The 25,539-nt window shown below is 39.8% G+C and carries 28 protein-coding genes and 1 pseudogene; 22 read left to right on the forward strand and 7 right to left on the reverse strand.

Features of this window, described 5'->3' with window-relative positions; all coding sequences use genetic code 11:
- Positions 1-128: 128 nt before the first annotated feature.
- From EM4838_RS16705 to rsiV, 3 genes are all read left to right on the forward strand, one after another.
- Complete coding sequence (locus EM4838_RS16705) at positions 129-365, forward strand: hypothetical protein (RefSeq protein ID WP_041684171.1); 237 nt, start codon at positions 129-131, stop codon at positions 363-365.
- Positions 366-462: 97 nt separating this feature from the next.
- Positions 463-891 carry an RNA polymerase sigma factor gene (locus tag EM4838_RS01400; RefSeq protein WP_023519128.1) on the forward strand — a complete coding sequence of 143 codons (429 nt, stop codon included), beginning with the start codon at positions 463-465 and terminating at the stop codon, positions 889-891.
- 18 nt (positions 892-909) lie between these two features.
- Entirely contained in the window at positions 910-1,776 is an 867-nt protein-coding gene (rsiV, locus tag EM4838_RS01405) for an anti-sigma-V factor RsiV (RefSeq protein WP_071866706.1), read from the forward strand.
- 149 nt (positions 1,777-1,925) lie between these two features.
- On the opposite strand, the gene EM4838_RS01410 is transcribed toward rsiV, so the two are convergent.
- From EM4838_RS01410 to EM4838_RS01420, 3 genes are read right to left on the reverse strand one after another with little or no spacing between them, the layout of a single operon-like run.
- Positions 1,926-2,165, reverse strand: a complete 240-nt coding sequence (locus EM4838_RS01410; RefSeq protein WP_010736276.1) for a hypothetical protein — start codon at positions 2,163-2,165, stop codon at positions 1,926-1,928.
- 16 nt (positions 2,166-2,181) lie between these two features.
- Positions 2,182-2,691, reverse strand: a complete 510-nt coding sequence (locus EM4838_RS01415) for a hypothetical protein (protein ID WP_023519130.1) — start codon at positions 2,689-2,691, stop codon at positions 2,182-2,184.
- Positions 2,654-4,045, reverse strand: coding sequence for a Y-family DNA polymerase (locus EM4838_RS01420; protein WP_071866707.1), 1,392 nt, complete (start codon positions 4,043-4,045; stop codon positions 2,654-2,656). The genes EM4838_RS01415 and EM4838_RS01420 overlap by 38 nt, the downstream gene beginning before the upstream one ends.
- 552 nt (positions 4,046-4,597) lie before the next feature.
- Here EM4838_RS01420 and aroF point away from each other — a divergent pair.
- The 10 genes from aroF (at position 4,598) to EM4838_RS01470 (ending at position 13,063) form a co-directional block, all read left to right on the forward strand.
- Entirely contained in the window at positions 4,598-5,617 is a 1,020-nt protein-coding gene (gene aroF / locus EM4838_RS01425; protein ID WP_019722398.1) for a 3-deoxy-7-phosphoheptulonate synthase, read from the forward strand.
- Positions 5,618-5,631: 14 nt separating this feature from the next.
- Entirely contained in the window at positions 5,632-6,696 is a 1,065-nt protein-coding gene (aroB, locus tag EM4838_RS01430; RefSeq protein WP_023519134.1) for a 3-dehydroquinate synthase, read from the forward strand.
- On the forward strand, positions 6,697-7,863 hold the full coding sequence (aroC, locus tag EM4838_RS01435) for a chorismate synthase (protein WP_023519135.1): 1,167 nt from the start codon (positions 6,697-6,699) through the stop codon (positions 7,861-7,863).
- A 13-nt stretch (positions 7,864-7,876) separates the two neighbouring features.
- Positions 7,877-8,956 carry a prephenate dehydrogenase gene (locus EM4838_RS01440; protein WP_023519136.1) on the forward strand — a complete coding sequence of 360 codons (1,080 nt, stop codon included), beginning with the start codon at positions 7,877-7,879 and terminating at the stop codon, positions 8,954-8,956.
- A 4-nt stretch (positions 8,957-8,960) separates the two neighbouring features.
- Positions 8,961-10,244, forward strand: coding sequence for a 3-phosphoshikimate 1-carboxyvinyltransferase (gene aroA / locus EM4838_RS01445; protein ID WP_023519137.1), 1,284 nt, complete (start codon positions 8,961-8,963; stop codon positions 10,242-10,244).
- A complete protein-coding gene (locus EM4838_RS01450; protein WP_010736267.1) occupies positions 10,244-10,750 on the forward strand; it encodes a shikimate kinase in 507 nt (168 codons plus the stop codon). The genes aroA and EM4838_RS01450 overlap by 1 nt, the downstream gene beginning before the upstream one ends.
- Entirely contained in the window at positions 10,747-11,613 is an 867-nt protein-coding gene (pheA, locus tag EM4838_RS01455) for a prephenate dehydratase (protein ID WP_023519138.1), read from the forward strand. Before EM4838_RS01450 ends, pheA begins: the two co-directional genes overlap by 4 nt.
- 164 nt (positions 11,614-11,777) lie before the next feature.
- A complete protein-coding gene (locus EM4838_RS01460; protein WP_023519139.1) occupies positions 11,778-11,939 on the forward strand; it encodes a type II toxin-antitoxin system HicA family toxin in 162 nt (53 codons plus the stop codon).
- Positions 11,940-11,973: 34 nt separating this feature from the next.
- On the forward strand, positions 11,974-12,429 hold the full coding sequence (locus EM4838_RS01465) for a type II toxin-antitoxin system HicB family antitoxin (RefSeq protein ID WP_010736265.1): 456 nt from the start codon (positions 11,974-11,976) through the stop codon (positions 12,427-12,429).
- A 124-nt stretch (positions 12,430-12,553) separates the two neighbouring features.
- The gene (locus EM4838_RS01470; protein ID WP_010736264.1) at positions 12,554-13,063 is read left to right on the forward strand and encodes a type 1 glutamine amidotransferase domain-containing protein; all 510 of its coding nucleotides are present in this window, start codon (positions 12,554-12,556) and stop codon (positions 13,061-13,063) included.
- A gap of 271 nt (positions 13,064-13,334) precedes the next feature.
- Here EM4838_RS01470 and EM4838_RS01475 read toward each other — a convergent pair whose 3' ends face one another.
- Positions 13,335-14,501, reverse strand: a complete 1,167-nt coding sequence (locus EM4838_RS01475; RefSeq protein ID WP_010736263.1) for a galactokinase — start codon at positions 14,499-14,501, stop codon at positions 13,335-13,337.
- On the reverse strand, positions 14,498-15,538 hold the full coding sequence (locus tag EM4838_RS01480; RefSeq protein WP_023519140.1) for an aldose epimerase family protein: 1,041 nt from the start codon (positions 15,536-15,538) through the stop codon (positions 14,498-14,500). The genes EM4838_RS01475 and EM4838_RS01480 overlap by 4 nt, the downstream gene beginning before the upstream one ends.
- 227 nt (positions 15,539-15,765) lie before the next feature.
- On the opposite strand from EM4838_RS01480, the gene EM4838_RS01485 reads away from it, so the two are divergent.
- The 7 genes and pseudogenes from EM4838_RS01485 to EM4838_RS17130 all read left to right on the forward strand — a co-directional run.
- Positions 15,766-16,671: an AraC family transcriptional regulator gene (locus tag EM4838_RS01485; protein WP_010736261.1), complete on the forward strand. Its 906-nt coding sequence runs from the start codon at positions 15,766-15,768 to the stop codon at positions 16,669-16,671.
- 68 nt (positions 16,672-16,739) lie between these two features.
- Entirely contained in the window at positions 16,740-17,417 is a 678-nt protein-coding gene (locus EM4838_RS01490; RefSeq protein WP_010736260.1) for an NAD(P)H-dependent oxidoreductase, read from the forward strand.
- Positions 17,417-17,584 (forward strand): hypothetical protein, encoded by a 168-nt coding sequence (locus tag EM4838_RS16530; protein WP_010736259.1) that lies wholly within the window; start codon positions 17,417-17,419, stop codon positions 17,582-17,584. Before EM4838_RS01490 ends, EM4838_RS16530 begins: the two co-directional genes overlap by 1 nt.
- A 117-nt stretch (positions 17,585-17,701) precedes the next feature.
- Positions 17,702-18,601, forward strand: coding sequence for a LysM peptidoglycan-binding domain-containing protein (locus tag EM4838_RS01495; protein ID WP_071866708.1), 900 nt, complete (start codon positions 17,702-17,704; stop codon positions 18,599-18,601).
- Between the two features lie 189 nt (positions 18,602-18,790).
- Complete coding sequence (locus EM4838_RS01500; RefSeq protein ID WP_010736257.1) at positions 18,791-19,498, forward strand: GntR family transcriptional regulator; 708 nt, start codon at positions 18,791-18,793, stop codon at positions 19,496-19,498.
- Positions 19,499-20,207: 709 nt separating this feature from the next.
- Positions 20,208-20,435, forward strand: coding sequence for a type II toxin-antitoxin system PemI/MazE family antitoxin (gene mazE, locus EM4838_RS01510; RefSeq protein ID WP_023519142.1), 228 nt, complete (start codon positions 20,208-20,210; stop codon positions 20,433-20,435).
- Positions 20,436-20,484: 49 nt separating this feature from the next.
- Positions 20,485-20,610, forward strand: a pseudogene (locus EM4838_RS17130) (type II toxin-antitoxin system PemK/MazF family toxin); the annotation flags it as partial.
- Between the two features lie 282 nt (positions 20,611-20,892).
- Here the strand turns inward: EM4838_RS17130 and EM4838_RS01520 are convergent.
- Positions 20,893-22,092, reverse strand: a complete 1,200-nt coding sequence (locus EM4838_RS01520) for an enolase C-terminal domain-like protein (RefSeq protein WP_071866709.1) — start codon at positions 22,090-22,092, stop codon at positions 20,893-20,895.
- A gap of 273 nt (positions 22,093-22,365) precedes the next feature.
- On the opposite strand from EM4838_RS01520, the gene EM4838_RS01525 reads away from it, so the two are divergent.
- Together EM4838_RS01525 and EM4838_RS01530 are read left to right on the forward strand one after the other, a co-directional pair.
- A complete protein-coding gene (locus EM4838_RS01525; RefSeq protein ID WP_071866710.1) occupies positions 22,366-24,195 on the forward strand; it encodes a glucose PTS transporter subunit IIA in 1,830 nt (609 codons plus the stop codon).
- Positions 24,196-24,606: 411 nt separating this feature from the next.
- On the forward strand, positions 24,607-24,906 hold the full coding sequence (locus EM4838_RS01530) for a hypothetical protein (protein ID WP_023519146.1): 300 nt from the start codon (positions 24,607-24,609) through the stop codon (positions 24,904-24,906).
- 131 nt (positions 24,907-25,037) lie between these two features.
- Here EM4838_RS01530 and EM4838_RS01535 read toward each other — a convergent pair whose 3' ends face one another.
- Positions 25,038-25,286 (reverse strand): winged helix-turn-helix transcriptional regulator, encoded by a 249-nt coding sequence (locus tag EM4838_RS01535; RefSeq protein WP_224434882.1) that lies wholly within the window; start codon positions 25,284-25,286, stop codon positions 25,038-25,040.
- Positions 25,287-25,539: the final 253 nt, after the last annotated feature.

The raw sequence follows: 25,539 nt of genomic DNA on the forward strand, positions 1-25,539 counted from the left end.
TTTTATCAGAATCTCACAAACTGTCTTTTGTGCAAAGTTAGTGATTCAAAATAAAGTTGATTTTTTTGAAACTTTTCTTAGAAAACGATCGTCTAATTAAGTATAAAAAAAGAAAGCGGAGTGAGCGTATGAAACATGAAAAAAACTATTCATTTTTAACGATAGAACTAATTTTCCTAGTCTTATTGTTCCTGTTTACCAGCCTTTTTTTATGGATGTATTCAATGGATACATTTTCGATCATAGAAGAAAAGCCACAAGAGATAGGGACAAGCGAGTCGACTAGAACGAAAGATACACAACCACGTAAGGAAGCAAACAAGGATTTTATGCGAGAACTGGGTGAAATTTATTATTTGAGATAGGGAGGGATCTAATATTTTTAATCGGATAGCAAAAAAGCAGCGAGTCAGACATTATGAATCTCAGTTAGAACAGCTGATTGAGACACAATATCAAAAAATGTATCGAATCGCTTATAGTTATACACACTGTTCGGAAGATGCACTAGATGTTATCCAAGATAGCTTTCAAAAAGCGCTGATGGATTTCTCAAAGGTAAAGAAGATCGATCATTTTCAAGCTTGGTTTTATAAAATCTTAGTCCGCACAGCAATTGATTATTGGCGCAAGAATAAACGAATGCCTTTGAATTTTGAATTGGAAGACTGTCCAGGACTTGAATTCATCGATTGTCAAAATGATGTTTCTTACATGGAATTACGTGAATTATTGAGCCAAACGCCTAGCCCAGAACGCGAGATTATTATCTTGAAATTTTTTGAAGGATTTACATTGAAAGAAATTGCTCAGATTTTAAATTTAAATGAGAATACAGTGAAAACAAAAATGTATCGCTCACTAGATAATTACAAAGAAATTTTAAAATAAAGGAGAGTGGATAGCGAAATGGGAGGAACAAAGAAAAAAATAAGTATGATGAATCAGGCGTATCGAGCGGGGGAAATTCCTGAACAGCTAGAAGATGAGCTATTCAAGCGTTTTACGATTGCCAAGAAAAAAGTGAAGGTGAAACGACAAGTAAAACATGCTGTTCATATCGGTTTGGGGATCGTCTGCTCTGTACTTATTTTGTTCGCAGGTGTTCAAAATAGAGACTTTCGCGTATGGGCGACAGAAATCCCTGTTCTCGGAGAATTGATTTCGATCATTACTGGGAAAACCTATTCATTCCAAGAAGAGGAATCGGGTATCAGGATTGCTGTTCCAAAAATAATTGGAAAAGAAGAAATCCATGACCAGTTGAATCGAAAATATCTCGCAGAGGGACAACAAGCTTATGAGGAAGGAGTGAAAGAAATCAAGAAAAACGGGCAACAGATTGATACAACAGGTGGATATCGCATATTGGTCAATGATGAGCGATTTTTAGTGATTGATCGTTCAATCGAACAGACAATTGCAAGTACGCAAACGAACAATCAATTTGACACGTTAGATAAACAAAATGAGGTACTTGTGTCTTTGCCTTTATTATTTAAAAATGATGATTATCTCATTGCTCTTTCAAAGGAAATTGAAGAACAGATGAAAAATCGTATGGAAAAAAATCCAGAATCAACTTATTTTGCTCTAGAGGATAATGGCTCATTTTTATTAAAAAAAGATCCTAGTTTTTATATCAATAAAGAACACCAGCTGGTTATCTTCTTTGATAAATACGAGGTAGCACCTGGTGCTATGGGGACACAAGAATTCGTTATTGATACAAATAAAATCCAATCTTTATTGGCTGACCCAAACTATTTGAACTAAAGCTTTCAGACTTTACGAATAGAATCGTTCTTTGCTGAGAATAGTAGCATCAACCGGTAGAATCTTTTTTACATGTTTACCGGTTGATGCTTTTTAGGTTGAGAGAAATAGCATTCAATAATGGCCGAAGAATCCAATGCTTATCTGAATTACTCAATCGCTTGCTTGACGATTTCTTGCCAAAAATGAAAATATTCCTCTTCTAAATCGATCGAATCAAGTTCATCCCAAGCAATAAAGCCCTCGTTTACATAAAAGCCATCTTCTGTCATCTTTTTTTGAATCTTTCCTCTATAGTTTTCTCCCTTTTTTGTTTGGATCGTAATTTCTTGTTTGGCAATATAAGCAGTGATTATGACAGTTTCGAAATGATTCTTTACCATTGTCATCGGCAACGCCTCCCTTTTAGTCATTTTCCTCTTCAAAAGCTTGATAAAATTCATCTTTGATCAATTGCAACTCAGCTTGTTGGTTTGGCTTGTTCCAATCGATTGATCGGGAAACTTGTTCGTCATATGTCTTGTTGGTACTAAACTCAAACCATTTCATTTCTTGTTTCAAACCAACGTGACGAATGTTCTCCCAGAGAATCTGGTACTGGTCAATCGTCAGATATTCTTCATCACATTCGCCTAAGAAAACGCCCTCGATATTTTCTCTATATCGACCAAATTCATCTTTTGTGTTTAATTGGATGGTCACTTTTTGTCGGTAGAGAAAGGACTGTAATAGTACTTGGTCGATTTCCTCTCTCGTCATTTGCAATTGGGGAGGGAGGTCTTTTAAGGCGACTGCTGCATTTTCTTCGATCCCTTTAACTAGCTCATCCATGGCAAAAGCGGTTCCCCATTTCAAGCCAAAGGGGCGATCACGGTATTCATTGTAATCGAGAAATTCTTTTTTCGTGCGTCGCATGTCCCTCACCTTCAATACCAGCCATTCCGCCAGCATGACCGCCTACAAGCGAACTGCGGGCGATTGCTCGACCACCTTCTAGTAAACTATGTGCATGGACGATTGCTTTAAATCCATATTTTTGTCGAATCTTATCCACGACAAAGTCAATCTTTGCCGCATTGACTTGCTCTTTAGGATCATCGAATAGATTCAATTGCAAGCCAGTCGCATAAACTAAGCGAGAACAGTTGACGCCGATACTTCGGATATCTTGCCGTTGATAATGTCGATCAAAAATCATCAATAGTGCTTCTGCTAAAACATGACTGGCATTGGTCGGCTCGATTTTCATCTGTTGGTGAAACCCAGTTTTTCCTGAAACATCTGTGTAGCCCAAAGAAAAGCCGACCCACAGACTAACTACTTGTGCTTTTGCTTCTTCTCGTCGTAAGCGTGTGCCTACTTGATCTGCCATTTCCTTGATCACGATTTCAATCTCTTCTCGGCGGGTATAGTCCTTATTGAGGATTTGACTATTTCCGATGCTTTTTGATTTAGGGGTGTAGACTTCACCAAGAAAGCTCCGATCGATTCCCCAGGCATGGGCATAAAGTTGTGTACCAATTACCCCCATTGCACTTTTTAAACGATAGTAATCCGCATGTGCAAGCTCATAGATGCTATGGATGTTCATTTTATTTAAACGAATCGCTGTTTTTCGACCGATCCCCCAAAAATCTGTCAGCTGAGGAATCCGCCAAAGTTTTTCAGGGACGTCTTCATAACGCCATTCGGCGATCATGTCTCGGGTATCCTTCGCTTCATTATCCAGAGCTAATTTTGCCAATAGTGGATTATCACCGATACCGATCGTGGTATAGATCCCTGTCTGGTCATAAACGTCTTGACGAATTTTTTTTGCAAGTGTCCGGGCATCAGGAGCATCGAACAAATTCAAACTATTTGTGATATCCAAAAAACTTTCGTCGACCGAATAGACATGATGGTTACTCTCGTCTGCATAGGTTTTATAAATCGCATTGATTTCTTTGTTCTTCTCCATATAATAAGCCATTCGTGGTGGGGCAATATATAGATCACTGGGATAAGGAAAGGGCAAATCACGCGCACGACTGATATTCGTGATCCCGTAGGCTTTTTTTGCAGCTGGACTAGAGGCAAGGATCAACCCGCTACCACGTTCTTCCCATGAATTTCCGGGGTACGACATAACAACTAGTTTGGTTGTTAAAGGGTCTAAACCAAGTGAGACACATTCAACAGAAGCATAGAACGACTTACAATCAATACATAAAATATCTCTAGAAGGTTCTTTATGATAGTCAAATACAGGATTTTGATTTTTAAACATAACAGTCACCTCTTCTACATGATTAGAACACACGTTCGCGTTTTTTGTCAACGAAAAAATCAATAGGAACTTTAAAAAAACATCGGTCTTCTAAAGGATCATTAGCATAAAGAGAAAAAGATTTGAAAAAGTAGTTGACTTATTTCAGAAAGAAATCTATACTTAAACCAATCTTAAATCAGTTTGGAGCGATTTCTTATGAAAATCACATTGAATTCACAACTGAATACGTATTACTTTAGCTATTTTAGATAGGTTTGTATTCATGACATTCATGGGTGCAAACACAACGTTTGTATCTATGATGGCTAAGGATGTTTGAGATGACTTGTCCGCCACATAGATGAAAATCTATAGTGGCTTTTTTGTTAGAATTGGTGAAGGCCCACTGTAGATTTGTCTACGGCGGGCTTTTTTTATACCTAACGAAAGGAGAACCACATCAGTTCATCTTCCAACGAGTTATTTTAAGTAAACAACGAACGATTTTCCATTGTCGATCAAGTGTTCAAACAGTGATAAAAAAATAAAAATAAAAAAGGATGTTATCTTATGATTTTAATTATTAAACCAGGAATTGAAGTAAACCAACTAGAACCAGTACTTTCACGTATCAAGGAAGAGGGCTTGGACGTTCAGATCAACCATGGCAAAGATCGTCTTGTTTTAGGATTGATCGGTGATCCAAAAATTATCCAAGGTGTACCATTTGAAAGATACGACACGGTGGAGCGTGCAGTAAAAATCTCTAATACGTACAAACTGACTTCTCGAGAATTTCATCCGCAAGATACAGTCGTTGATGTGGATGGTTTGAAAATCGGTGATGGTAGTTTTGTGACGATGGCTGGTCCTTGTTCAGTAGAAGGCGAAGAACAAATCATGGAAACTGCTCGTATGGCAAAAGCTGGTGGGGCAACAGTCCTACGTGGAGGAGCCTACAAACCTAGAACGTCACCCTACGCTTTCCAAGGATTAGGAGAAGAAGGACTGAAAATGATGCGTAAAGCAGCGGATCATTACGGCTTAAAAGTCATTACCGAAGTCATGGATGAAGCCCATATCGATGTCGTTTGCGAATACACAGATATCATTCAGATCGGCGCCAGAAATATGCAAAACTTTCGTCTATTAGAAGCTGTTGGGAAAACAGGAAAACCAATTGGCTTGAAACGCGGGATTTCAGGAACGATCGAAGAATGGTTGAACGCGGCGGAATACATTGCGGTACAAAACAATCCAAACATCATCTTTATCGAACGTGGTATTCGTACTTACGAAACAGCGACACGCAATACCTTCGATCTAAGTGCTGTACCGATCATTAAAAAATTAAGTCATTTCCCGATCATCGTTGATCCAAGTCATGGTACAGGGGTTTGGGATCTCGTATCACCAATGGCAAGAGCCGGTGTTGCTAGTGGCGCAGATGGGATGATCGTAGAGATCCACCCTGATCCAATCCACGCATGGTCAGATGGACAGCAATCATTGAATGAAAAGAACTACCTACGAATGATGGAAGAAGTCGAGATTTTAGTTGAAGCAATGAATAAAATCAAAGCCTTATAGAAAAGAGGAGCGTCATGTTAGAAGTTGTCTTACCAGAAAAAAGCTATGAGATCATCATTGAACGAAATGCACTCGATCATGTGTCTGAGTGGATCGAAGGAATCTGGAAAAATAAAAAAATCGCGATTATCAGTGATACGAATGTTTTTCCGATATACGGCGAAAAAATTTGTCAACAGTTGCGGGCAAGCTACGAAGTCGTCCATTATGTTGTTTCAGCTGGGGAGAGCAGCAAATCATTCGACATGGCAGCTCACCTCTATGCGTTTTTAGCAGAAGAACAATTTACGCGTAGTGATGCGGTGATTGCGCTTGGAGGGGGAGTGATCGGCGATTTAGCCAGCTTCGTTGCTTCCACCTATATGCGAGGGATTTCATTTGTCCAGATCCCGACTTCCCTACTGGCACAGGTCGATTCAAGCATTGGAGGAAAAACAGCAATCAATGCACCCATGGCGAAAAATATGATTGGGACATTTGCACAACCAGACGGGGTATTGATCGATCCAGAGACGTTAATGACGTTATCAGAGCGTAGAATCCAAGAAGGGATCGCTGAGATCATCAAGTGTGGTGCAATCAGTGATGAAACGCTATGGCAAGATTTGGCAAAATTAACAGGAGTTGCTGACTTACTGGCTAATAGTGAAAAAATCATTGAAAAGGCGTTGCGTGTGAAGAAACAAGTTGTTGAAGAAGATCAATTCGATAACGGGAATCGTTTGTTACTGAACTTTGGCCATACGATCGGACATGCCATCGAAAATACTGCTGGTTATGGTCAGATCAGTCATGGCGAAGCCGTAGCGATCGGTATGGTGCAAATCACCAAACAAGCCGAAAAGATGGGAAAATCACCAGTGGGCATCACTGCGCAATTGATCCAAATGATCGAAAAGTATCAGTTACCGATCAAGTACCAACCTTGGGAGGAGCAATCCCTTTATGATGCGATCACCCACGATAAAAAGGCACGTGGAAAGACATTGAAAATTATTTTATTAGATAAAATCGGACAAGCAAGAATCCAAGAAATTCCGCTTGAGTCCGTGAAAGACTATTTAAAGGAGGGGAACTAAATGCGTTTTTTAACAGCAGGAGAATCTCATGGTCCACAGTTAACTGCCATTATTGAAGGTATCCCGGCAGGTTTAGAAGTTTCACTTGAAAAAATCAATGAAGATCTTGCGAGACGACAAGGGGGGTACGGTCGTGGTGGCAGAATGAAGATCGAGAAAGATCGTGTCCAAATCACCTCAGGTATTCGACATGGTAAAACGCTTGGTTCGCCAATCACAATGATCGTGGAGAATAAAGACTGGAAGAATTGGCAAACGGTGATGTCAGCCGAGCCAATCGAAGAAAAACATGTCACACGTCGTCGAGTAGCCAAACCTCGTCCAGGACATGCGGATCTAGTTGGTGGAATGAAATACCAACATCAAGATCTTAGGAATGTGTTAGAACGGTCTTCAGCTAGAGAAACGACCATGCGTGTAGCAATCGGCTCTTTAGCAAAACAGATCCTAGCAGCACTAGATATTGAAATTGCCAGTCACGTAGCAGTTCTTGGAGGGGTCAAAGCAACGATTCCTGAAGTGCTACCTGTGGCGGTGATCAAGGAAAAAACAACGATCTCCGAAGTCAATATGGTAGACCTTGAGATCGAAGAACAAGTCAAAACATTGATCGATGAGACGAAAAAAGCAGGTGATACCTTAGGTGGTGTCGTCGAAGTCCGGGTTGAAAATGTACCGGCTGGTTTGGGTAGTTATGTCCAATGGGATAAAAAATTAGATGGAAAATTAGCACAAGCCATGCTGAGTATCAATGCCTTCAAAGGGGTAGAATTTGGGATCGGTTTTGATGCAGCGACTTTACCAGGTTCTAAAGTTATGGATGAAATCACCTGGGATCAAGAACAAGGCTACCGCCGGACAACCAATCATTTAGGTGGATTTGAAGGTGGGATGACAAATGGGGAACAAATCATCGTTCGTGGTGTGATGAAACCGATCCCTACACTTTACAAGCCGTTGATGAGTGTGGATATCGACACGAAAGAAGCCTATAAAGCAAGTGTCGAACGTTCCGACAGTACCGCTGTACCAGCAGCTTCTGTGGTGGCTGAACACGTCATTGCAACAGCACTTGCCGTGGAGATCCTTGAACATTTCCCAGCGGATAACATGAGTGAGCTGAAAAAATCTGTTGCCAGTCATCGGCAGATGATCCAAGACTTTTAGTGAGGAGACTGATATGAAGAAAAAGGTATTTGTCTTAGGTTTAGGTCTGATTGGTGCTTCGCTTTGCCGAGCCATCAAAGGATCGAATGTGACTCTTTATGGATGGGATCATTCAGCAGAAACAAGAAAAATTGCAGAAGAAGTCCAATTAGTGGATCATCTGGTGTCTGGGATCGAAGAAGCAAGTCAAATGGATGTTATTTTATTAGCGGTTCCTGTACAAGTTAGTTTGGACTATTTGCAACAATTAGCGACACTTCCGCTAAAGGAAACTGTATTGGTCAGTGATACTGGCAGTACGAAAGCAGCAATCATGACAGCGGCTAAGGAATTACCTTTTACTTTTATTGGTGGACACCCAATGGCAGGCTCGCATAAATCTGGAGTAAAAGCCGGCAATCCTAATTTGTTCGAGGAAGCTTATTATATATTGACCAATGATCATGAGAGTGATCGTGTAGCTGAACTGATGGAACTATTAGAACCGACTCGAGCAAAATTTGTATTGATGGAAGCCAAAAATCATGACGAGATCGTCGGCGTTTTAAGCCATTTGCCTCATATCGTGGCTGCTGGTTTAGTGCAAACCAGTGATGAACTCAATCAAAAACATCCAAGAGCCTCCCAACTTGCAGCCGGAGGGTTTCGAGATATTACGCGTATTGCTTCTTCTGATCCAAAAATGTGGACAGATATCTTATTAACGAATCAAGAAATCATGCTGTCTTTACTAGAAGAATGGCAATCCTCCATGGAAACATTGAAAACACAACTTGCGAGAAATGATGAAGAGGCCATTTATCGATTTTTTGCACAAGCGAAGCAAACAAGGGATCAGTTGCCGAAGAAACGACAAGGAACGATTCCAGCGTTCTATGATCTATACGTTGATATTCCGGATATTTCCGGTGCAGTTGCTAAGGTGACAACGGCTTTGAGCCAAGCAGATATTTCAATCATCAATCTAAAAATACAAGAAACTAGAGAAGATATTTTCGGAGTCCTTGAATTGTCCTTCAAAAATCAAACCGATTTAGAAAAAGGACAAGCATTGATTCAAGCGGAAAATTTTCACTGTTGGATCAGGAGTTGAGACAATGCAATTACTTAATGCTACACATGGGATCAAAGGTGAGCTAACGGTTCCAGCAGATAAATCGATTTCTCATCGCAGCATCATGTTTGGTGCAATCAGTCATGGAAAAACGACGATAACGAACTTTTTAAAAGCAGAAGATTGCTTGAGTACGATGTCCATATTTAGACAATTAGGTGTGAGAATAGAAGAGGAAGAAGAGAAAATCCATGTTTATGGTTATGGCGTAGAGGGATTACAAACACCAACAGAACGTTTAGATGCAGGTAATTCTGGTACAACGATCCGTTTACTTTTAGGGATTTTAGCTGGAAGTAAGATTTCGGCAGAAGTGTCTGGAGATGACTCGTTGAATCGTCGCCCGATGGGGAGAGTGATGAATCCTTTACGTGAAATGGGTGCAGATCTTAAAGGGATCGAACATCCAGATCTACCACCTTTACGAGTGACTGGTGGGCCTTTGAAACCAATCGAATATGAGATGCCGATTGCCAGTGCGCAAGTCAAATCAGCGATTTTATTCGCGGCACTTCAAGCAGATGGTGAGACAACGATCATCGAAAAAGAACGCTCACGGAATCATACAGAAGAAATGATCAAACAATTTGGTGGAGAAATCAGAGTAGAAGATAAAGTGATCACACTTGCTGGCGGACAACGGTTAGTTGGACAAAACGTGGCGGTACCTGGGGATATTTCGTCAGCAGCCTTTTATCTAGTCGCAGCAAGTATTTTGCCAGATAGTGAAGTCTTATTGAAACAAGTAGGAATCAATCCAACACGAACAGGGATTTTAGATGTATTGATCGAAATGGGGGCTTCGATCCAAGAAATGCAAATCGATCAACAAAATCAAGCGGCTGACTTAATGGTACGTTCTGCCAACTTGCAGGCGTGTACGATCGAAGGAGAAATCATTCCTCGCTTGATCGATGAATTACCGATTTTGGCATTAGCTGCAACACAAGCACAAGGCACGACGATCATTCGGGACGCACAAGAATTAAAAGTGAAAGAAACAAATCGCATCGATGCGACAGCGGAAGAATTGATAAAAATGGGCGCAAACATCGAAACAACAGATGATGGGCTGATCATTCATGGTCCGACACCTTTGCATGGGGCAATTGTTGACAGTCATGGGGATCATCGCATTGGCATGATGTTACAGATTGCCGCATTATTGACCGATGAGCCAGTTGAATTGAACCATCCAGAAGCGGTAAATATTTCTTATCCTGACTTCTTCACTGATCTAGCTGGTCTGATCAAGGAGAAAAACTAATGGCTGCAATTGTGCTGATTGGTTTTATGGGCGCCGGTAAAACAACGATCAGTCGCAAGCTTTCTATGCAGTTAAAGAAACCATTGATCGATATGGATACAAAACTAGTCGAGGAGTTTGGCTGTTCGATCAGTCAGTATTTTGAATTACATGGCGAAGCTGCCTTTCGACAGGAAGAAACGAAGCTACTGAAAAACTCATTGCAAGAAGAAGCGATCATTGCGACAGGTGGGGGAGTTATCCTACAAGAAGAAAATCAACGACTGCTGACAGATCATCTGGTGGTTTACTTAAAAGCTGATCCCGATCTTTTGATCAAACGTATCCGCCAAGATCACAAACAAGCCCGTCCGTTGGCACTCGATAAAGATGATACAGAGTTAAAAGAATTATTTTTTTCGCGGAAAAAACACTATGAAACATTAGCAGATCTTACGATAGAAACAACTGGTAAATCACCAGCAGAAGTTGTCTCAGAAATCATAAAGCAGGTGATGAATCGATGAAAATTGGTTATCTAGGCCCAAAAGGTTCCTTCACATATAGTGCAGTAAAGAATTATTTCAACGAAGGCGATTGGTCTCCGTATCAAGCTTTAACAAATTTGATTGATGCCCAGATCAACGATGCGATCGATTATGCGATGGTACCGATCGAGAATTCCATCGAAGGTTCTGTATTGCCCACATTAGACCATGTCTATGAAACCTTACCAACGATCCAAGGAGAAATCGTTTTACCAATCAAGCAACAATTGATGGTACATCCTAAGCATCAACAGATGTGGCAAGAGGTAACAAAAATCTGTAGTCATCCGCAAGCGTTGGCACAATCGCAAGTATTTTTGAAGCAACAGTTCCCTGACGTGGAAATCGAGCAAATGGGTTCGACTGCCCAAGGTGCCCAACAAGTTGCCGAGCATCCTGAACAAAAAATCGCGGCAATCGGACCTAAAGAAGCTGCGGAACAGTTTGGTTTGACCATCGTTCAGCAAGATATCCAATCGATCCGCAACAATGAAACCCGTTTTTGGCTACTAGGTTCCTCACCGATGTCATCTCAATTACCAGTCAGTACTTACAAAGCAACGCTATTTGTAGACTTGCCAGAAAATCGCCCAGGTGCGTTATATCAAGTACTTGCGGTGTTTGCAGAACAAAAACTTAATTTGACCAAAATCGAGTCTAGACCGCAAAAAACCTCGTTAGGTGAATACTTTTTCGTGATCGAAGTAGAGATTGAACAGGCAGATACAAAATTGAACGAAGCAATCAAACTACTGGAACAGCGAGCATTTCCGGTCCAATTGATCGGAGAATATCCAGTGTACCGTAGCCGTGAGGATAAAAAAGCGACATACAGAAAATAAATCAAAGCAGCTGAACCTAGATAGCTGCCTTGGTTTTTTTTGAATAATTTTTCTATATTTGCTTTTACACGTATAGCACGTGTTTTTTATTTTTTTCACGTGTTACACGTGTTAGTATAGATATGTCAGGAGGTATTGTAACAATGCCAATGACATAACAGGAAATGGTCAAACTCTTGATTTCCATAAGTGGGTTAAAAGTTAAAGGTGGAAAAGGTTCTCATATAAAAGTGAAACTACCAGGAGTAAATCGACCAATTATTGTTCCTTCCAAGCTACCTAAAGGGACAGAACATGCGATACTGAGGCAGGCAGGGTTAAAATAGCTTTGTTCCTGCTTCTTGAGAGAGGAGGAGGATCATGCTTATTTCATATCCGGCATTATTCTATTCAGAAACAAGTGAAGGCTATGACTCGGGATTTTCTGTTTTCTTTCCAGATTTTCCGGAGATGGCTGGTACAAGCGGATCTGACATTCCTGAAGCGCTCGAAAATGCCTCTGATTACTTAGGTATTCTTTTGGCGGCTGAGATAGAAGAAGACCGAACATTACCTGAACCATCTCTTATCAGTTCATTGTCACTTATAGAAAATAACCCTTTTAAAAGTGACTCTGAGTTCATATTAGAATATGATGCTGAAAAATCATTTATTTCAATGGTCTCTGTAGATCTAACAGAATATTTAGGCACAGAGGAACCTGTAAAAAAGACGTTAACGATCCCAAAATGGGCAGATAAGTTAGGTAAAGAAATGCATCTAAATTTTTCAAAGACATTGACTGAAGCCATTGTTCGTGAAAAACTAGGTGCTTAACTTTAAAAGAGAAACTATCATCTTTCTTTTAAATAAAATAGGTTATAAATCATAAACAGATGATTTGCACACTTTTCTGAAATCCTTTAGGCTAGAATCAAGCGATAAGAAAGGAAGAGGAAAAATGGCAAAAAAAATTGCAGCAATCGTAACTGATTTAGTCGAAGATATTGAGTTGACTTCACCAAAAGAAGCATTGGAAAATGCGGGGAATGAAGTGACAACGATTGGTTTTGAAGCAAACCAAACGATCAAAGGCAAAAAAGGTGGCGAGTTCACGATCGATCGCAGCATTGATGAAGTTTCTCCTGAAGATTTCGATGCGCTCTTGATCCCTGGAGGATTCTCACCGGATCAATTACGTAAGGATCAACGTTTTGTTGATTTCGTTACTTACTTCTTGAAAAATGACCAACCGTTATTTGCTATCTGTCATGGCCCACAATTGTTTATCCAAACCGGTCTAACAGAAGGTAGAACAATGACTGCTTACGATACTGTTCGTCCAGATGTGGCTTACGCTGGCGCCAATGTCAAAGATGAAGCAGTGGTGATCGATAATCAATTAGTTACTAGCCGTACACCAGATGACTTGCCTGAATTCAACAAAGCAATTGTTGAGATCTTGGGTTAAACGACTGAACACTTTGTAGCGTTGCAAGTCAAAATAGTGATACGAGGAATAAAGAATTTTAGAATGATTTGGGACAGAAAGAATGCAAATACATTCTTTCTGTCTTTTTAACTGAAAAAGAAATTTATAATTAAAATAAGATGCAACTAATCAACAGCTGATTTTTAAATTTTTTCAAAATTATTTAACCTAGATTCAAAATCATGATTCAATAAAATATGCGCCTGAGTTTGATTGTTTGCCAAGCCCAGACGCATGTTTCTGTTTTTAACTAAATTTTCGTCGTACCGCTTCCGATATGTGCTACATAAAACTCTGGCTCATATCCTACAACCTCTAAATAACGTGCATGGACATTTTCTTTAAAGGCGGGGATTTCCTCTTCTTTGACTAGAGCGATGGCACAGCCACCAAATCCTGCGCCTGTCATTCGTGCGCCTAATACACCAGGTTGCGCTTGTGCGGCATCTACAAGTGTATCTAATTCGATGCCTGTGACTTCGTAATCATGACGGAGTGAGTAATGAGAATCATTCAATAATAGACCGAAAGCTTCTAAGTTTCCTTGCTCTAATTCAGCTTTTGCTTTTAATGTTCGTTGATTTTCAGTGACGGCGTGACGTGCGCGACGGATCAAGGTATCATCGCCAATCAAGTCCGTATTCGCTTCGAAAGTCGCTTCATCTAATTCGCCTAAAGCTTTGATGTCCAGCTTCGTTTGTAGACGTTTCAAGGCTTCTTCACATTCGCTGCGACGTTCATTATATTTTGATTCCGCTAATTCACGTCGTTTATTCGTGTTCATGATAACCACGGCGTAGCCATCTAATTTAACTGGGACCATTTCATAGTGTAATGTATTCGTATCTAGCAAGATGGCATGGTCGATTTCTCCAAAACCGATCGCAAATTGATCCATGATCCCTGAATTGACACCAATGAATTCATTTTCTACTTTTTTTCCAGTTTGAACGAGTGTCAAGCGATCGATCGCTAAATCAAACAAATCTTCCAGAACAACCCCCACTAATAATTCTAACGAAGCACTGCTAGAAAGTCCGGCACCATTAGGGATCGTTCCTTCAATCACCAATTCAAAACCGCTCTCGATGGTATAGCCAGCTTCTTTTAGTTTCAAGATCATTCCTTTGACATAATTTGCCCAGTTGTCTTTTTTATCAAATGTCAGGTCATCAAGCGTGAATTCGATCACGCCGATTTCCTCAAAGTTTGTTGAGTAAACTAATACTTTGTTGTCTTCTCGACGTGCAGCAACGCCGTAAGTGCCATAAGTGATTGATGCAGGAAAAACGTGTCCACCGTTGTAGTCCGTGTGTTCACCGATCAAGTTGATTCGCCCAGGTGAAAAATAGTTTGTTGTTGGTTTTTCACCAAATAATTCATTGAATTTCGTTGTTAAATGTGCTGTTTTATTCATCTGTCTTGTTCCTCTCTTGCTTCAAGTTTGAATTCTGTAATCGTCTCAAATGGTGTTTCCGGTACCAAAGATATGTCGCCGAAAGAAGGGTAACGTTCTGCTCCTGGAGCGATTTGTGTTTCAAAAGTGATGCCGCCATGGTTCGCTAAACGTTGCCCGCGCATTTCAGGTGTATCTTCCCCAAAGTTGGCAGTGAAAATGACGATACTCGATGCATCCGTCCTGACACTGACTTTGATTGTTTCATCTGGACTTAAAAGAGAAGCGGCCGTTTTATCTAAGCCTGTGTCCTTTAAGAAGAACGGATGATCGATTCCATCAAATAATTCTTTTTGTGGAAAGTCACTGGTGAAAACAGTCGTTAGTTTTGTTGGTGTTTGAAAATCAAACGGTGTTCCAGTCACTTCTATTTGTTCACCTGTCGGAATGCTATCTGGTCGTAAAGCAGCAAAGGTTTGACTGTTGACCCACAAAGTATGGTCATCGATTGGTTGCGTCACATCACCACTCAAGTTGAAATAAACATGATTGGTTGGGTTGAATAGTGTCAATTGATCACTGACTGCTTTCGTTGTGACACGCCAAATATTATCTTCTGTAAGGGTATAGCGAACTTCTACGGATAAATTCCCTGGAAAACCACGCTCTTTGTCGGGACTAGTCGTGGTAAAGACCACAGTGGCTTCTTGTTCGCCATCAATGATTTCGTATTGCCAGATTTTTTCTTCAAAACTTGGCGTACTGCCATGTAAGGAGTGACCAGTTGCAGGATCGACAGGTAGTTGATACGTCTGGCCGTCGAGGGTGAATTTGCCTGCATCGATCCGCCCAGCAGTTCGTCCGATCGTTGCTCCGATAAAGGCATCTTTTTCGAGATACTCTTCTGCTGAATCAAAACCTAGAATCAACTCTCTACCCATGAATGTCAAACTGACGATCCGTGCGCCTAAATCGGTAACAGCGAGGGTCGTACCCTGTTGATTGGTTAAAGTAATCAAATGTGCAGATTGTCCAAATGTTTTTTTAGTAATGTCCATTTAAGTAGTCCTTTCTTGGTGCTGGATTAGTAGTTGGTGTAGGCGCAGTTTACGCCTAATCAAATTAACTATACCATTAAATGAAGCGTTTACAATGGGGCGTTTACTGTTTTTACCATTCAATCATATCAAAGAAGAGCACTTGCTTGAATGTATTTCTGTGAGCAGTATTTAACTTTTTGTTGCATCTATAGTAGAATAAAGAAAATACGAAAGAGGGTACGTCAATGGAAAAAGCGATTTTTTTGAAAAAAGAACATCAATCCATCTCACAAGAACTATACTTTGACTTTTGCGGTTTTTCTAAAACATTGCCCTTTCATTCATTTGGACCAGCTATTCGTCAAGATTATATTTTGCATATCGTGATGGAAGGAAAAGGAGTCTATCGCGTAAAAGATCAGCAATATCAATTAAAAAAAGGTGATCTTTTTTTGATTAGACCGGGTGATTCTACTTTTTATTTGGCGGATGGTGAAGATCCTTGGGTCTACTGTTGGATTTCCTTCGGTGGGGCAGTAGCCGATAAAATCATTCAACATTCTTTATTCAAAGATGATCAATACACGATGGTTTCTTCAGAAATTGCTAGATATGTGGAGATTATCTTGGCATGTATGAATTACTCGACAAAAAATCTAGTCGATGAGCTGCAATTAAATGCGTTGACGTATCAATTGCTCGCGCTCTTATTAGAAGATGGTGGCTATGTTCATTTAGGAGAACAAAAAAGTTATTCAGCCCTCGCTGTTGATGCGGTACAGTATATCGAAGAACATTACAGCGAGCGTTTGACTGTTGAGGAGATCGCAAAAAAATTATCCGTTAACCGAAGTCATCTCTCTCGTGTGTTCAAAAATCATATGGGGATCAGTATCAAAGAATATATGATTGGTGTTCGCATCAATCGGGCAGCGTTTCTCTTATCTCTGACGGAAGAATCCGTTGAAGCAATCGCTTATCAAGTCGGCTTCAATAGTTTGGTCGTATTTAGCCGCATGTTCAAGAAATTCACTGGTGAGACGGCGACAAACTATCGTAGACGAATGAATAACGAAAAGATCAAAGGAGTTTCCGCAGAACAATTAAAAAAGCAATTAGAAGAACAAGCCATCATTTCTTGGGCGACCTAAGACATAAAGGCATTGTTGACTGGGTTTTTCTTGGGATATGCTAGACTAGAAAACGGGAGGAAAAAGCTATGAAAACATTGATTATTGTCAGCCATCCGACAATTGACACATCGTTGAACCAACAGTTTTTTAAAGAAGCATCCAGCCAGCTATCGACTACTTGGCATCATCTAGAAGCTTGTTATCCAGATGGGGAAATTGATCTTCAAGCAGAACTTGCTTTATTGAAAGAGCATGACCGGATCATCTTCCAATTTCCTTTCTATTGGTATAGCGCGCCAGCCCATTTGAAAATGTGGCAAGACCAAGTGTTAGAAGCGGCAACAGCAGTCTTATCAGGTAAAGAATTAGGGATCGTCTTAACAACCGGCGTGAGTGAAAAAGAATACCAAGCAGGTGGGAAAGAAGAGTATACGATCTCGGAGTATTTGCGTCCGTATCAACGAATTGCCCATAAATTCCAGATGACCTTTTTGCCTCCGTTTGTTTTAGCACAGTTCATGTACTTAACTCAAGAACAACGGTTTGAACGCCTGATCAGTTATCAGCAATATCTCACATTAGTCGAAAAACCTTCACTGATCAATCGGATCGATTGGTTTATCGAACGATTTGCACAAAATGAACGCATCAAGGAAAAAGCACCGATGAAGCAGCAGATGATCGAAACGATGTTAGAAGAAGCCAAAGAAAATATTGAAGATCTGACATTTATACTACAAGAGATGAAAGGAAAGACCTTATAATGGATCAATGGTTGACAGAACAATTAGCCGAATTGAGTACGCAAGCGGATTATGAGGGCAAAGCCTTACTTCATGAAATGTCACGCTTATTTGTCGAAATCAATGAACGGATCGAGCAGTTGCAAGGAGAAATCGATGGAGAATCTTGGAATCATCAAAAATGGTGATTTTTCTTCAGTAATAACATAATAAAAAATGTTCATAACGCTTATTATTTGCTACAATGGAACTACAAGAAAGTTGGTAACGCTATTTTTTTACAGAAATAACAGGTGGTGAATGAAATGAATGAAGAAAATGAACAGCGTGGCAATGTTCGATCAGCTCGAAGACAACAACAGAAACAAGCATCACGCATGCGTATGATGAAAATCGGTGCCGCTGTTGCAGTAGTCTTACTACTGGTTGGTGCAGGTACTGGATTATATCTCCATAGTAGAAACAATGCCAGTGAAAACTCGGTAGCAAAGACGAGTGAAACGACGCAATCGTCCACAGCTTCAACTACTGCTTCATCTGAAACTGAAGCAACACAAGAAAGCAGCGAAGCAACAGAACCTTCAGGAGCTATTTCTGAACAACTACAAGCAGTCGTTGCAGATTATTCGAAGAAAATCGAAGATAAAACCCCAGTGTTGATCGAAGAATACCAAGCAGAGATCCAAAACAATCAAGACGGTGTCAATGGTCTTTCGGTCATTGCCAACCGAAAAGCAAGAGAACTTCAAGCCTTGTCGGATGAAGGAATCAGTAAATTAAGAGGGATGTACCAAGATGCTTCCAACAAGGAGGATATCGACCTAGATACCATGATCAATCAGCTATCTGCAAGTTATACGGCGCAGGTCGCTCGGATCTCCGACATTTATCTGCGAACAAGTGCGGAACTTCAAGCAGCGACACCTAGTAGCGAATCTTCTTCGGAAGAGACGACACCTTCGACGGAAGCGACACCAGAAACAACAGAAACGTCGGAGTCACAAGCCGATCAGTACACGGCACAGTCCACAGAAGATACGAGCAATCAAGCCAATCAAGCAGCTACAACCGTTGTACGTGAAGGCGAAGGTCCAAATCAAATTGCGCAACGGACGGGTGTGCCAGTTGAGACGATCTTGTCCTTGAATGGCATGACGATGGATGATTTCTTCTTTAACCCTGGTCAAGAATTACGTTTGAATTAGGAAGATCAAGAAGAAAGATTCAACTTCAATTGATTAGATGAAGTCACAAAAATGGTTCTTTTTGCCAATTTTTGTGGCTTTTTTGTTCTAAATACGTTTCGTTCTCCACTGGCTCATCATGAGTGGGTTGTGATTGGTTGTTTTTTTGTTAAGATAAAGAAGTGAATGTAACCCGTAAAGGAGAAGATCATGAAAAAACGAGAATTCATCGTCCAAGATTTATTGAGTAAGATCTATCAAGAAGAATTTAAAGATGGAAAATTACCGAATCAACGAAAACTAGCGGAAATCTATCATGTTTCTCGCTTTACGATCCAACAAGCGATCAAAAACCTGGAAGAAATCGGTATTGTCCGTGTCGTTCAAGGATCAGGTATCTTTATCCATGAAAAATGGGTCAAAAATCCCTTGATCTTCAATTCTTTGACACGTACCCCTTATGATCGGATCCATTCAAAAATGATCAGTTTAAACAAAGCACCAGCAACGGCGGATGAGCAAAAAATCTTTCAACTTGATGACGGCGCCGAAGTTTGGACATTTGAACGTATTCGAATCGTTGATTATAAAATCGAGCAGTTAGAAATGTCAAAAATGCCGGTAGCAATGTTTCCCGACTTATCCCAAGAAGTCATCGAACATTCCATCCAAAAGTACGTGGAACAAAAAGGCTATCGAATTTCTCACTATATCACGAGTTATGACCCAATCACGACTTCCAAAGAACAATCAAAAATATTGCTATGTAAACGCGGTACACCAGCCATGCAAATCACGAACCGAGCTATATTAGAAGATGGACAAGTCTATGAATACAGCAGTATCATTGCCATCGACTACTCTGTGACTTACATCCGCCCCTTTGACCGTGAGATCCATCGTTCGAGGATTGATTGAGGATTTGAGTAGTCTCAAAATAGCTTAAGGAAAAAACTTCTGTAAAAATGTAGCTTTTTTGAAAGTTAAGGAAGAAAACATTAAAGCGAATTAGTTGATAGTGATTGTGAAGAAAGCACTGATGAAGCGTAAAACGCAATCATCAGTGCTTTCTTACAAATGCTTGATAAGTGAAGTAAGTTATATTATTTATAATAGAAAATATAAAACACAAAAAAATAACTTACAATAAGTATGAACCAAATAAGTCTTTCAACTATTTGAGCTATTGTTGATTGATTGTATGTAAAAATGATACCAAATTTATAGTTCCTGTTACTGCGTATAAAAATACTCTGTAAACCTAGAGAGAGCATGATAAGTAACTTCATGATCAGATTCGATAGCTGATAGGATTGATCGTTAGTTGTTAGGAAAAAAGTATACAAAGTTAAAAGTTGTAACAACCAAATAACTTGAACAAGTTTTCTCGCAGCTTGGGTTTTATTCGACATAGATGTTTATCCTCCTTAAAATTATTATTGTGATTTAAGTTGATTATATGCCTTTTTTAAGTCAATATTCAATAAGTGTTTAATGAGAATGTGGCATTAAATAAAAGATTAAGAAGGTCTGAGAAACTCTATTGATTTATTTTTGTATTAGTATCTTTTACGTTATAAAATTAAATTTTACATAATAAAATTTGCTGTGTGAGGAGTGATAAATGATGATTAATGTAAAAGCTCGTAAAGTAGGGAATTCTATCTCTATTTCAATTCCTAAACAGTATCAGGTTAAAGCTGGATCAAAATATGTCGTATATAAATCTAAGAATGGAGGATTAATATTCACACCAAAAATAGAAAATCCATTTTTATTGGATGAACCATTTCAAAAGGATGAAGATGAGGGATGGCAAACAATAGCAAAAGAGGAGATTGGGAAAAATGTATGAACCTCAACAAGGTGATTTGATCTGACTTAATTCTACGCCTTCTTTTAGCAGGGAAATAAGAGGGAAGCAGCCAGCTTTAGTTGTTTCCTCAAATGCTTACAATAAAAAAACGAACTATATTATTGTCTGTCCGGTAATGACTGGGGGAACAACTTTTCTGGGTATGTTTCTTTGAATGATTACAAGATACGTGGAAGAGTGAACGCTACACAAATTCATAGTTTTGATACTGACCGGATTATTAGTAAAGAATTTATTGATCGTCTAAGAGGAGACGATTTTCTTCAAGTCAAACAGATTTTAGATTATTCTTTAGAAACTGATTTTTGAAAACTATGTTTTACATAAAAAGCTACTAAGGTTTACACGTGTATTCATTATTATAATAATAGGAATACAGCGGAACCAAAAAAAGCTATCCTTACATATTTCGTGTAAGGATAGCTTTTTTTTGGAATTACGGTGTCACGATCGTGCCGTCTGGTGTACGGCTTTGTGTCCATTCGTGTGGACGATAGACAACTGGAAATTCTGCCGCCTGTTCTTCATTGAATGTGACACCGATCCCACTTTGTTCGATCGGATAGAAAAAGCCTTTTTTTGGTGTGGGGATATTTCCGAAAAGTTGTTTCGTATTTTCAGGAACATCGATGTTTTCTTGGATCGCCGCATTGTGCAAATGGATGTTCAAATGCGTATTCACTGCTAAGCCGATCGGTGTGATATCAGATGGCGTATGCCAAGCGATTCGTATCCCCATCGCTTCGCAAAAGTGTGCCAATTTCAAGGCAGGCGTGATCCCGCCGATTTGTGAGACATGGGCACGCATATAGTCGATTTGACGATTGCGAACTAATTCTTTCCATTCCATTGGATTATTGAACAATTCTCCAGTAGCAATCGGGGTCGTTGATTGACTTCGTAATTGAGCCAACCATTCATTTTGGTTTGGCGGTAGAATATCTTCTAAAAAGAAAAGATTGTACTTTTCTGTTTTTTTTGCAAAACGGATCGCTTGGTTAGGATGCAAGCGTTCGTGAACATCGTGTAACATTTGGAAACGATCGCCATATTTGTTTTGGATATGTTCAAACATGGATAGCGTAGTGGACATGTATTCTTCTTGATCGAAATAAGAGCCAGCAAGTGGTTGTTCAGGTGTTGCTAAATTCGTTGGATTTCCCCCATAAAAACCTAATTGACAACGAATATAACGATACCTTTGTGCGAGAAATGTTTCGATTTCACGATCGAGGTCCTCTAGATTAGCTGCGACAGCATGCGTATACGCAGGAATTGCTGTTCGAGCTTTTCCGCCGAATAACTGATACAATGGCATATCAGCGATTTTCCCTTTGATATCCCAGAGCGCCATATCGACACCTGAAATGGCGTTATTTGTGATTGGCCCATTCCGCCAGTAAGAATTGACATTCATGACTTGCCAAAGGTCTTCGATTTGATTCGCATCGCGTCCAATCAGTAAAGGTTTTAAGTATTCTTCAACTACGGTCTGGACAGCCAAAGGACGAAATTGGAAAGTGCCGCAACCGAAGCCGGTCACGCCTTTATCTGTTTCAACTTTTACGACTAACAAGTTGTGACGATCTGGTTTGATTGCGTAACTTTTTATATTTGTAATGATCGTTGGTGTCATTTTTTTCACTCCAATATACATAAATATGAATCATGTGCATCCTCATTGAAACATGGGGAAGAACATCCTGTCAATTTGGTCTAATAAAAACATCTAAACCGACTAAAAATCAGTCCAATTTTACGTTAGTATTTTTATAAACGTTGATATTAAAGCTTTTTCGTTGGTTATTTACTAAAAAGGACTGGTTTTACAAGTGGCGTTCCACATGCTACTATTTGGGTGAAAGCGGAAACAAGAATCATTGTTTGATGAGAATAAGGGGGAGAACATGTGAAGCATGAAGAAATAGCAAAACAAATCATACAACATGTGGGTGGAGCAAGTAATATCAACAACGCTTGGCATTGTATGACAAGATTACGGTTTGATTTAAAAGATGAGAAAAAAGTGGATTATGCTGCGTTGGAAAAAACACCGAAAGTGGTGGGGACAAAATATCAAAGTGAACAACTGCAAGTCGTGATCGGTACAGAAGTCGCTGACTATTTTGCACCAATTGCGAAAGAATTAGGGTTAGATGAAACAAGTGAACGAAGTGAAGGAGAGAAAAAAGGCGTCGTATCCTTATTTATGGATACTGTTTCCGGTGTATTTGGTCCGATCGTACCAGCAATTGCTGGGGCAGGAATGATCAAGGGTTTGATGGCCGGTTTAGTGGCATTGAATGTCATTTCGAACCAGACGGATACGTATTTGATCATTGATATGATTGCGAGTGGCGTATTTACTTTCTTGCCATTTTTCGTTGCTGCTTCTGCCGCTCGGATCTTCAAAACGAATCCATATTTAGCGATTGCGATCGCTGCAACTTTACAATTTCCCACCATGACGACAGCGGTTGCTGAAGGTTCGATCTCTGCTTTCCAACTGTTTGGTCTCATTCCAGTTCCTGTCTTTAATTATGCAGGAACAGTTATCCCGATCATTTTTGCGGTATTGGCACTCAGCTACATTTATCGTTGGGTGGATAAGTTGTTGCCACAAGTGTTACGAACGGTTTTCACACCAACCATTTCCCTGTTTGTTGCAGGATTGTTGACACTCACAGTGATCGGCCCGATCAGTATTCATTTAGGTAACCTCTTAGCAGCTGGTGTGGCATGGTTATTCTCAATCTCACCAGTGTTAGCTGGTATCGTGGTCGGTGCGATCCGTCCAATTGCAATCTTTACTGGGTTGCATCATGCGATGACCCCAATTGCCTTACAAAATTTTGCGAATCAAGGCTATGACATGTTGATGCCGATGATGTTCATGGCGAACATGGCGATCACTGGTGCGACAGCTGCAATTTATCTCAAGGTAAAATCAAAAGAAGAAAAGTCATTGGTACTATCTTCTGCTGTTTCTGGTCTATTAGGAATCACTGAACCAGCGCTATTTGGGATCTTATCAAAATACAAGAAGGCGTTTATGGCGGCTACAATCGGTAGCTCGATCGCTTCAGCGTTTATCAGTTTCTTCGGTGTTCGGATCTACGGCTATATTTTATCAAGTATTTTTAGCTTACCAGCTTATATCGGTCAGTATTTTGTTTTTGCGGTATTTGGGATAGTGATCGCTTTGGTTTCCTCATTCGCCATCACTTATTTCTTAGTACCAAACGAACAAGCTGAAGATACTGAGTACACGAACGAAGTGAATCTACACGCTGTAGCTAAAGGAGAATATATTCCTTTAGAAGATGTGCCTGATGAAGTTTTTTCAACGAAAATGATGGGGGATGGTTTTGCAATCGAGTCAATCGATGGCGCCATCTTTGCACCGGTCAGCGGAAAAGTCACTACGATTTTCCCTTCCAAACATGCGTTAGGAATTAAAACTAGTAATGGCGTCGAAGTATTAGTCCATATGGGAATTGATACTGTCAACTTGAATGGGGCAGGATTCGATGTACTTGTAAAGGTCGGTGATCAGGTAACCGTTGACACTAAAATTGCTCAAATGGATTTGCCTTATATCCATAGTCAAGGGAAAAAGAGCATGGTCATCGTTGTGATCACGAACATGGATCGTGTGTCGAAATTCTCCGGGGAACGAAACCTAGAAGGGCAGCACCAAGCTGGAGCGCTCTTGGAACGTGCCTTGTTGAATGGGTAAAATGAAAATAGCATGATCAAGAGAACATACGCCATCTTCAAAGATTGGCGTATGTTTTTTGTTGGTAACCTTATTTTTTTGTTTATTTAGTTATCTATATTTTTGTTTAAAGTTATTTAATTTATCGGGTGAAACATGAATAGATTTTATGCGATTCCATGATTTGCTAGGTGTTAGGGGACTTTGATAATACTGGTTTATCAGCTGGTTTTCATTGTTTTATGAGGGCTAGTGGTTTTTAATGCAGTGGGGAATGGTATGGTGGATAGGCGAAAGAGGGGAAATATAAAAAAGATTCATTCAGTGTGTGGAATTCTTCGGGTTGTTTTATTTGATGTTTTTTTTTAAATAAATTATCTTTATTTCAAGAAGCGGTAAGCGCTTTCTATGTAAGCTTAGTAGGCGATAGATATGACTGATTTAGCTGGAGGAATCACTATTCCAGACGCACCAACGATTACTGATGAACACAAGAAGCTGGTAGAAGAAGCACGCAAAACGTTAGATGACAGTAGTGAGGCTATACCATTTGCGCTATTAGGAACACAAGTAGTTGCTGGGACAAACTATTGGATCTTGTGCAAAGTCAACATGTTTGGGCCCACACAGAGCAAAAAATTAGTGACTTACAAAATCAACAAAAATCCACAAGATGAAGTGACGCTTTTGGAAGCGGAAACATTCGAGTTTTTGATTGACCCAACTTTTTAAAATACTTCCCCACTTTCCCATACGGTCGATAAGAGAAGATGTTCATTCTACTATCAACTATATGGGATTTTTATTATCTCAAGAACTGTCTTTACTGTGATAGAAAAACCATCTTTCCATCATTTACAGAATCAATCCGCTATATCCGTTGAAAGATCAGCAACGACTTCATAATAATGATCGCCCCAATCGCAGATATGTTGGACGATCGTTGAGAGTTCGCGCCCGATCTCGGTCAATTGATACTCTACTTTTGGCGGGACTACGGGATAGACTTTACGTGTGAGTAAATGATCGCTTTCTAATTCTCTTAATTGGCGAATCAACATTCGCTGGTTGATGTCTGGTAACATTTTTTCAATCTCACTTAATCGTAAAATCGGTTGTTGTAAAAAACATCAAATCAAGACGATCTTGTATTTTCCACTCAGGACGTGCATGGCTAAATCTTTCGTATTGGTAAACTCTTTTTCATGGTATTGATACATAAAGAACCTCACTTTGATTTATTTATTCGACAGCAATAGTTGCTATTATACAAATCTTACCAATGGAAGTAAAGAAATTGAGGATACTGACAAGTTTGTCAGTTTTGTTTCTCAACACAGCCTATGATACGATGAAGTGGAAAGA

This window comes from Enterococcus mundtii (genome assembly GCF_002813755.1).
Classification (GTDB): Bacteria; Bacillota; Bacilli; order Lactobacillales; family Enterococcaceae; genus Enterococcus_B; species Enterococcus_B mundtii.